Origin of the sequence: Aliikangiella maris, from assembly GCF_040719265.1 — a bacterium.
GTDB classification, from domain to species: domain Bacteria; phylum Pseudomonadota; class Gammaproteobacteria; order Enterobacterales; family Kangiellaceae; genus Aliikangiella; species Aliikangiella maris.
This window is the reverse complement of the sequence record NZ_JBFDAH010000053.1, coordinates 1-6,039: the sequence shown is the minus strand read 5'-3', so window position 1 is coordinate 6,039 and position 6,039 is coordinate 1. Positions and strand designations below refer to the sequence as shown.

The following is a 6,039-nucleotide window of genomic DNA, read 5'->3' as shown; positions in this document are numbered from 1 at the left end:
AGCCATTCTTGCTTCGTTCGACGTTTCATTATTTATCTCCTGGTTAATTTAAATGGAGACAGTTTAGAGTGGTTAAAATCTAAAGATAGGTGTAAATCCCCGGACGCTTACGTTAATCAAGGCGGTTTGGCTCTAGCTCATGGTGTATAAAATTGAAATAGTCGTTTTAAACTAGTCAGCAGACTTCAATTTTAGTAACACTCCGCATACGTCCAGTTAGGCGTTGTACTCATCTCATTGCGTGACTAACTCTTTAAAAATTTCTTTTCATCAAATACCGTTTCATTTTTTAGCATAAAATAAACGCAACGCCCTAGTTTATGAGCAAGAGCGGAGAGTGCTTTTGCTTTAGACATTCTTCGTTGTAATTTAAGTAAATAACCTTGTGCCTTTTTATTTCCTCTCAAGTATAAAACGGCCGCTTCTGAGAATGCCCATTTAAGATGAGCATTACCTATCTTGTTCCCTTGTGTTCCATAGGTTTTACCCGCAGACTCAGCTTTACATTTTACTAACCTGCAATAGGAAGCAAATTTTTGTACAGACTGAAAGCGATTAATATTACCAATTTCATAAATAATTGTGAGAGCAAGAATTCTTCCAATTCCTGATACGCTCCTTAAGATATGTAAATGGACAGGGTTATGCTGTTTGGCTTGTTGTTCAATAAACCACTCGAGCTTACTCAATTGTTTGGCATAGCAATCAAGCACCGCCATATCCAAGTCTATATTTCGTTGTACGACGGGATCTTCAAAGGTTGACATTAATGTTTGACGAGCACAGATATTTTTTAAATTAACTTTGTTGGGTGGTAAATTATATTGGCTTGTTGTATTAACAACATGTGCTTTTAGATGTGCACCATGGCGTACTATTTTCATTCTGCGGCGAAGCAAATCTCGTGTTGCTCGTTTCTCTTTTGGGTAAACATAAGCTAATGGGAAATTTCCACCTCTGATCAAATTAGCGATCTTAAACGAATCGATACGGTCGTTTTTTGCCTTACCGCCATGAATCGCCTTCATATAAAGCGCATGACCAAGAATAAAGTCTATTAAGTGCTCTTCGCAAAAGTCGGCAACCCAATACCAGCAATGCATACATTCAACCCCAACTATAATCTGTCCGATATAGGGTTCAAGAAGCGTTAGTAGAGTATTTGGGTTGGCTTGTATTTCTTTGTGTGCGCAGGTCTTGCCATCTTGGTCAATAATGCATACATAAAGTGATCTAGCATGTAAATCAATTCCGCAGTAATATGGGTGCATGTTATTATAAAAGTTCATTGGGCTTCTCCTGTTGGTTTGGTTGCCTTTAGTTTAGCCGAGATGGTTAAACTAGGGAGAAGGCTCAATGATTATCAAGTCGCTCAATTTGACCTCCACTGCGTCGTTCAATTTTGTGGTTAAATACCACAAAATCAAACAACTCCGTTCCGTCAAATTAGCTCGGCGTTACGTTTATATAATCAAAGGAGTATTTAAGTGTTAAAAAAACTATTAGTTGGAATTCTGTTGGCAACTTTGTCGTCATTTTCAATTGCCGAAAGCGGAGAAAAAGTAAAACAGATCTTTTATTGTGGGGAAGATTTCGCGATAAAAATGGATAGTGGAAATTGGTATTTAGTTGATAAATCTCAAGTTGGGGAACTGAAATTCAATCATTTTTTAACGATTGCAATGACGCTACTGGCATCTGGAAAGAAAACGGGTAATGTTTTCCCTGGTGACCCGATTCCTAGCTGGTGTGGCAATAGTAATTTTCGCCCTATCACAATTTTAAGCATTACGGATGAAAGTTAAAACGTAACCAGGCGCTCAACCCGATAAATTACTCGCTAAGTCACTCGCAATTTTTCAGGTTAGCTACGCGTTAGAAAAACAATTGGAGAAATAATGAGATTTATATTTTTAATTTTAGCACTAGGATTTTCACATATTGTAGTAGCTGGGGGATGGACTAAAACTGCGTCTGTTGCTGACATTGAAATAATACGAGGGCAAGGATTTCAAATAACAGGTGACTTTGGCAACCCTTCAGAGTGTACAGTAGGTAACACGATATATGTTGCTTTAGAACATCCACAATATGACAAACTGTTGTCAATTTCAATGGCTGCATTTATGGGGAACAAAAAATTGCGAATTTACTCTCATCAATGCGCAAACTACGGTTGGCATGGCGGTACTTACAATGAATTGACGAGTGATGGTTCAATGTATCTCAAGAACTAGAATTTTCTAACAAGTGCGTGAATTTCGATTCGGCAAAAAACACGCCTCTCGAATTACGCAAGCGTTATATTTTCTAAGGGGACAGAATGCGATTTACTTTAGCCTTGTTGGTTTTTTTATTTTGCTTTAACTTATCTGCAGAAGAAGGTTTTTCCTGCCCCAAACCTGAAGATAATGGAACTTGGTGGATACCTGCAGATAAATTCACAAAAGAAGAAGCTGAAATCGCCGTAAAGGAATTGGGAGCACTATTGAAGAAGGGCTCTGCAGGCCGTGACTTTATCGAAGTTGATAATTATTTAACTATGATACGTGGCTACATGTATCGTGACTTTCTAAAATCGTATAAGGCTGAGTTCAAGAAATCTGATGAAGTACTTCAAAAAGAGTTTTGTGAGTTTCTTCAAACTAAGGCTTTCTACCATCATTAGAAATATAACCAGAAATAGGTGGTTGACGCAAAATACGCGCAACACAATTAGGCGTTACACCCTAAAGGAGAGTTCATGAAAAAGTTTTTAATATCGATATTTTTAGTTATTTCGAGTAGCAACTGCTTCGCGGCAAGCGGCTGGTCGCAAAGAGGTAAAATTATAGAAATATATAATCACGGTTATACTGTGATGGTAAAGATGAGTGGCGAGAATAAAGATTATACCGATACTTGTAGTAGTACTGTTTACTACGCAATAGATACTGTTGATGCAAAGAGTTTTGATATTAAGTTTTCACAGCTACTAATGATTCATGCATCAGGAAAAGAAGCGCAATTATGGATCGATGGAAATACGTGTTCAGGGCAGGGAAACAATTATCAAACTATTAGCACTATTAAATCTTTTCAGTAACAGGTGTAACAAGTATATCCAGTTGACGTTTTGGTCTTCGCTCCGTTTTGGCTTGGATTCGCCACTGTACGCCAAAACTCCACTACAACAAAAACGCAACTGATATAGGCGTTATATTAGGAGATCACATGATTAGAACTTTATTATTATTAACTTTGTTAACAACCTCATCCTTATTACGTGCTGAAAACGTGAATTGTATAGGTGTTTATGTGGGCCGTATTAGCATAGACAAAACTTTGGGATTAAATCAGGTTGTTTTTTTATCTAATCCAAATAATTCGAGCGGCTCTTACTGGGCGAATTTTAGCGGATGGGAAGCAAGTGCTAAGAAGGAAGCCCTGTCAGTTTTGATGGCAGCCAAAGCATCTAAACATAGGGTAGACGTTTATACGACAGCAACCGATAATTGTAGCATAGGAGTTGGCGGACAAACCCTAACTACGATACATCTTTCAACCAAGCCATAATATAACAAGGGGCTCGTTTGGAATCGCTTCGCTCTCCATACAGCCTGGCGTTAACAACCTAAAGCGGAACATGAATAAACTTTTAGTATTTATAATAATGGTAGGGTTCCTTTATCTGAGTTCTTGGGCTGCAGGTGGGCTTGTTGGTGCAGGATCTTCTTGTGAAAATGGTCGATGCCTCACGTACGCTTCGTCCTCTCTAATGAGCATCGTAGTGAGCTTAGCCTTATTTAGTTTCTTATGTTTTTATCCTCAGCAAAAAAGCTCTCATGACAGGACGGAAATTGTTGGTGTATGGCGAAGACTTGGTGCTTTCTATTTAGATTTCATGATTGTGCTAATTGGGATTACGCCTTTGTTAGCATTACCTCTTTTGATTCAAGAAAGCAGTTATACTGGACAATTTGTATGGTCATTTGAGCGAGAGTTTTCGCGCAGTACAGACTCTAACTATATTCTGCCAGGTGTTGGACTAGCATTTTGGTTTTTATTTTATTATTTCTATAAGCATCCAAAGTCAGGTCGGCAAACTATCGGACAATACGTACTGGGATATAAGGTCGTAAGTAATACTGACGAACCATCAGATGCAGAGTTTGGGGTAAGAGTATTTTATTCCTATATCGGATTATGTGCTGGGCCTATCTCTTTGTATTTAGCATTGAAAAATCCTGATAAAGCTTTTTGGTGGGACAGTGCAACCAATACTAAGGTTATTCGTGTAGCGGTTGTTAACCAGTCATTGCAGCAGATGCCTGCTGAATGAAGCGTTAGGTGCTCTAGATATGACAAAACAAAGAATGTGGTTGGCTTTTATTTTTCTGCTAGTGAATGCTTTTTCGTCGAATGCTTCCGAAATCGATTTTAGCAACCCCGAAAGTGTAGCTACAACGTTTCTTAATGCTCTTAAAGAAGAGAAGTATAAGTTTGCTCAATCACTTGCTATAAAAGAGTATCAGCCTGCGTTTTCTCCTGATGAACTTAAAAAAGTAATGAAAGAGCATACAATACCGGAGACAATAGAGCTGAAGGTAAAATATTCGAAAAATAACACCAATGCAGATATTGTTGTAATTGGGACGAAAATAGAGTTAGAACTTCAATTGGTTGATGGTAAATGGCTAATGGAATTTTGACACCTAACCAGACGCGGTTATCGAAAATTTACACTGCGTTTCAATTTCGAAAACGCTAAGCGTTATGTTTAGCGAGGGAATTTTGAAGCAAATACTTATATCTATATTCCTTATGATTTTTTCTAGTTTTTCATTGGCTTGTGCAATGCCGATATCTGGTGATAAGTACAATGCTTTAATTGAAATTACAAAAGCCGAGACTGACTATCATGTGAATGAATTTGGATATACTGTTAAATTCCCTTCAATTGTAGAAGGGCAAAAGCTTGAGTTTGCTGCATTTTATATTGCAAGTCTGACTGACAAAGAGTTTGATAACCATATTCGAATACCTATAGATATTAAAAAACAAGGAAAGTTTTCCGTAGGATATGTTGCAGTAATGGGGAAGTTAGATTCAAACATAACTGTGAGTGTTTCATGGGGGCGCGGAGGGATATGTCCTGTTAGTGCACACAAAACAATAAAACATAACCAATCAAAGCAGTAGATGAACTACTGTTTGAGGCGTTAAATTAACAAAAAGGTAATTACTATGTTTTACAAAGGAATATTTGCTTTAATTATGTTGCTTCCTAGTTTGTCTTATGCAGCAAACGATTATGTAGGAAAAGTAGCATCTATTAAAGCAGATGGAGGTATAATTCTTGTTGTATTGAAAGATGGTACAGGCAATTCTGGTTGTGGTAATAGTAATAGTTTTTGGTTAGATCCAAAGCTAGATTTTGATAAGGCTATTTTATCTTTGGCTATTACGGCAAAAGCTGCGGAGAGAGTAGTTTATGCTCTCGGAGGTGGGGAGTGTAAGTCTGGTTGGCCCCATAAGAACTCTCATAAGCTTTCAGTATTTTCACTTAGATAAAAATTTAACCAGTCAAGGCAGGTGATGCAAAATACGCACACATGCTTTTTGCGTTCTGTGTGTAAGGTAACTTTAGGTGCAGCCTTGAAGGAATAAAATGTCAAATAGCATTCATATGACCGTCAAACAAGTCGTGCGCGAATCAAAATTCAACTATGGTAGCCCTGAATTTAAGCAGTATGTATTCGAGCATAATATTGAGTTACTTGCCGAGAAAGGTAAGCTCAAGCATGAAGCACGAGAAAAAAGACAGAAAGAAAAACTCGCACAAAATGAGAAATATTAATAATTTGATGTCCATGCTAAATGCTTGGGCTGCATCACAGAACAAGACGTTGGAAAAAATTCAGGAAAAGCACCTGAATTTGTCAACTAGGCGTTAGTAGTACGAATATGAATTGGCAACACCTACGAAATCTTACAGAATCTAAATGGGCCAATTGCGACCTATACGAAGGCGTTTGTGGATACCAAATACAACCCGGA

11 protein-coding genes are annotated in these 6,039 nt (G+C 37.8%); 10 read left to right on the top strand and 1 reads right to left on the bottom strand.

The genetic code is table 11. The annotated features are described in order from the left end of the window. Positions 1 to 245 precede the first annotated feature (245 nt). Complete coding sequence (locus tag ABVT42_RS21440; protein WP_353897160.1) at positions 246 to 1,289, bottom strand: IS110 family RNA-guided transposase; 1,044 nt, start codon at positions 1,287 to 1,289, stop codon at positions 246 to 248. A gap of 198 nt (positions 1,290 to 1,487) precedes the next feature. Here ABVT42_RS21440 and ABVT42_RS21435 point away from each other — a divergent pair, with 198 nt between their 5' ends. The 10 genes from ABVT42_RS21435 (at position 1,488) to ABVT42_RS21390 (ending at position 5,839) form a co-directional block, all read left to right on the top strand. After that, positions 1,488 to 1,805 carry a hypothetical protein gene (locus ABVT42_RS21435; RefSeq protein WP_367024385.1) on the top strand — a complete coding sequence of 106 codons (318 nt, stop codon included), beginning with the start codon at positions 1,488 to 1,490 and terminating at the stop codon, positions 1,803 to 1,805. Positions 1,806 to 1,898: 93 nt separating this feature from the next. Beyond that, the gene (locus ABVT42_RS21430) at positions 1,899 to 2,237 is read left to right on the top strand and encodes a hypothetical protein (protein WP_367024408.1); all 339 of its coding nucleotides are present in this window, start codon (positions 1,899 to 1,901) and stop codon (positions 2,235 to 2,237) included. An 86-nt stretch (positions 2,238 to 2,323) separates the two neighbouring features. Next, entirely contained in the window at positions 2,324 to 2,668 is a 345-nt protein-coding gene (locus ABVT42_RS21425; protein ID WP_353898044.1) for a hypothetical protein, read from the top strand. A gap of 189 nt (positions 2,669 to 2,857) precedes the next feature. Beyond that, on the top strand, positions 2,858 to 3,085 hold the full coding sequence (locus ABVT42_RS21420) for a hypothetical protein (RefSeq protein ID WP_367024406.1): 228 nt from the start codon (positions 2,858 to 2,860) through the stop codon (positions 3,083 to 3,085). A 128-nt stretch (positions 3,086 to 3,213) separates the two neighbouring features. Then, positions 3,214 to 3,555, top strand: coding sequence for a hypothetical protein (locus ABVT42_RS21415; protein ID WP_353898042.1), 342 nt, complete (start codon positions 3,214 to 3,216; stop codon positions 3,553 to 3,555). 214 nt (positions 3,556 to 3,769) lie between these two features. Beyond that, entirely contained in the window at positions 3,770 to 4,321 is a 552-nt protein-coding gene (locus ABVT42_RS21410) for an RDD family protein (protein WP_353898041.1), read from the top strand. Between the two features lie 19 nt (positions 4,322 to 4,340). Beyond that, complete coding sequence (locus ABVT42_RS21405) at positions 4,341 to 4,691, top strand: hypothetical protein (protein WP_353898040.1); 351 nt, start codon at positions 4,341 to 4,343, stop codon at positions 4,689 to 4,691. A gap of 82 nt (positions 4,692 to 4,773) precedes the next feature. Then, positions 4,774 to 5,181, top strand: a complete 408-nt coding sequence (locus tag ABVT42_RS21400) for a hypothetical protein (RefSeq protein WP_353898039.1) — start codon at positions 4,774 to 4,776, stop codon at positions 5,179 to 5,181. Positions 5,182 to 5,226: 45 nt separating this feature from the next. Then, complete coding sequence (locus tag ABVT42_RS21395) at positions 5,227 to 5,553, top strand: hypothetical protein (protein WP_367024404.1); 327 nt, start codon at positions 5,227 to 5,229, stop codon at positions 5,551 to 5,553. A 97-nt stretch (positions 5,554 to 5,650) separates the two neighbouring features. Next, positions 5,651 to 5,839 carry a hypothetical protein gene (locus ABVT42_RS21390; protein WP_353898037.1) on the top strand — a complete coding sequence of 63 codons (189 nt, stop codon included), beginning with the start codon at positions 5,651 to 5,653 and terminating at the stop codon, positions 5,837 to 5,839. Positions 5,840 to 6,039 lie beyond the last annotated feature (200 nt).